The organism is Methanosphaera sp. A6 (assembly GCF_001729395.1).
GTDB classification, from domain to species: Archaea; Methanobacteriota; Methanobacteria; order Methanobacteriales; family Methanobacteriaceae; genus Methanosphaera; species Methanosphaera stadtmanae.
On sequence record NZ_MAIF01000046.1, the window covers coordinates 1 to 2741 of the forward strand.

The 2741-nt window shown below is 30.0% G+C and carries 2 protein-coding genes and 1 pseudogene; all 3 read left to right on the forward strand.

Annotated features, from left to right (window positions below; all coding sequences use genetic code 11):
* The first annotated feature begins 239 nt into the window (after positions 1-239).
* Positions 240-554 (forward strand): hypothetical protein, encoded by a 315-nt coding sequence (locus tag A9758_RS01525; protein WP_011406721.1) that lies wholly within the window; start codon positions 240-242, stop codon positions 552-554.
* A 10-nt stretch (positions 555-564) separates the two neighbouring features.
* Positions 565-2562, forward strand: a complete 1998-nt coding sequence (locus tag A9758_RS01530) for a V-type ATP synthase subunit I (RefSeq protein ID WP_011406720.1) — start codon at positions 565-567, stop codon at positions 2560-2562.
* A 73-nt stretch (positions 2563-2635) separates the two neighbouring features.
* A pseudogene (locus tag A9758_RS07705) lies at positions 2636-2741 on the forward strand (V-type ATP synthase subunit K); the annotation flags it as partial.

The following is a 2741-nucleotide window of genomic DNA, read 5'->3' on the forward strand; positions in this document are numbered from 1 at the left end:
ATAAGATATATTTTTATGAACTGATTAAAATTTTTCTTATAGAAATCTATGTTAAATTTTAAGTTCTCATGTCTATATTGGGGTGATACTTGGTTAGTCAAACTTTTTAAAAAAAATTTTAATTTATTGATACAAAATTTATACTCATTTATTTTCTAAAAAATAACTTAATTAAGGAGAGTTTATTTTTTTATGAGTATAATCTATAGAAAAACAGATCATATAAAGGGTGATTTATAATGGCAAATATTTCTGAAGATATTGGTTCAATCAGACAAGCAGAGTCTGAAGCTGATATTATCGTAGAAGAAGCAAATAAAAAATCAACTGAAATGATCCAAGAAGCTCGTGCAAAAGTAGATTCAGATATTGAAGCAGCAAAAGAAGAAGCACAAGATGAAGCTAAACACATATTATTAGCTAAAGAAGAAGAAGCTGGAAAAGAAGCTGTAATTATTACAAATACATCTGAATCTGACATTAAAGAATCCTTAAGAGGATCCGAAAATAATGTAGATGACGCAGCTGACATAATAATTGAAACCGTATTATAGGGGTTGAACTATGTTTAGGCCAGCAAGAATGCAAAAATTAAGCATAGTAACTTTAAATCAATACGCTAAACCAGTAGTGAATGTTCTCCATGAAAGGGGAGTTATTCAAATAGAAGATTTATCTGATGAAATTCAGGAAAACGAATATTACTCTGGCTTAGATGTATCAAAACAAGACCCAGTTGCTAGCAGAATTGCATCATTATCAATGAAATGTAACAATATTCTTGATACATTAAAATCTGCAGAGCAATCACAAAGTATGGTTGATGTTGTTAAAGGATTTATCAGTCCTAAAAAAATTAATTCAAAAGAAGTGGAAGATATTCCTTCTGAAGAATTAGCAGATAAGGCTGAAGAAATTATTAGTAAAGTTGATGCAGTTCTCAGTCCAATAGAGTCACGTATAAATGAAATTGGAACTGAAGAAACAAAATATAATGATTCTTTAAATGTTGCAACTCAATTAAAATCCTTTGATATAGATTTTGCATATTTACAAGATACAAAATATACAAAAGTAATATCTGGTAAATTACCTGCAGAACATTTAGCAGATGCAAAAAGTCAAATTGAAGAAATTAGTGAACAAGTAGCAATATTTGAAGGTTCAAAAACATCAAGTTCTGATGTTACATACATTCCACTAATAATTGTATGTGCAAATGAATTTGAAGAAAATATTTCTGGTGTACTTAGACGCTTAGAATTTGAAAAATTAGATGTATCTAACTTAAGTGGTAAATCTAATGAAATTATTGAAGCATCAAAAAGTAAACTAGATGAATGTAAAAATGAAAGAAAACAATGTTTAAAAGATATCAGAGAAGTTGGTCAACGTTCTAAAGAAACATTATTAGTATTAAATGAAGAATTAGAACTTGAAAAAGAACGAACTGAAATCTATTCATATTTTGGTGAAACTGGTACTACAAAGATGTTTAAAGCTTGGGTTGTCAAAGATGATGTTGAAGAAACTTTATCAATAATTGATGAACTTACAGATGGTCACAGTATTATTGAAGTAGAAGATCCTTCTGAAGAAGAAATTGATAATAATAAGGTACCTGTAAAACAACAAAACCCTGGTTTTGCAAAACCATATGAATTGTTAGTAACAATGTATTCTACACCAAATTATAGAGATATAGATCCTACTATTATAATGGCAATTTGTTTCCCATTCTTCTTCGGTTACTGTTTAACCGATGCATTTTATGGAATCATATTAGCAATAGTTGGATTCTTACTATACAGAGGTATAGGTAAAGTAAATAAAACATACAAATCCTTTGGAGTAATTCTCGTACAAATGGGATTGTGGACAGTACTATTAGGTCTACTGACTGGTGGATTTATAGGAGATTTCATACCTAGATTTATAATGGGTGATCCTAACTTAGCATTACCTACAGTAATTCCAGATATAAATGCATTTGCACATCCAGAAAATATCTTGATTTTAGCAATTATCATAGGTTTAATACACCTGAACATAGCATTTATCTTTGGTATAATCGATAATTACAAAAAACACAATATTAAGGAGTTATGTAGTGGACAACTATCTTGGATTATGATTGAACTTTCAATTGTAGCATATTTAGTTGCAGGTATGGTACCATTTGCAGTAGTATTCATAATTGCATTACTATTACTATTATATGGTTCAGGTCCAATGGGAGTTATGGACGTATTTGGTTTCCTTGGAGATATATTATCATACTCAAGATTATTAGCATTATGTCTATCCACTGGTGGTATAGGTATGACTGCAAACCTTTTAGGTCAATTATTAGCTGGTGCTGTACCATATGTAGGTATAGTATTAGGAGTTATTGTATTCTTAGGAGTTCACTTATTTAACATTGCATTCCAATCAATGGGAGCAGCTATACACTCTTTACGTTTACACTTCGTAGAGTTCTTTGGTAACTTCTACACAGGTGAAAGTGAAAGTTTCGAGCCATTTAAGGCAGAAAGAACATATACTAAAATTAAAAAATAAACAAAATTTAGTATACTTTATAAATAATATATAAAAAAAAATAAAATAAAATGTTTAATTGGAGGAAAATAACATGGCAGCAGAATTAGCATTAGGTTCAGCCTTAGCTGCAATTGGTGCAGGAGTAGCAGTAGGATTTGCAGCATTAGGTTCAGGTATCGGTCAAGGTATCGCATCTT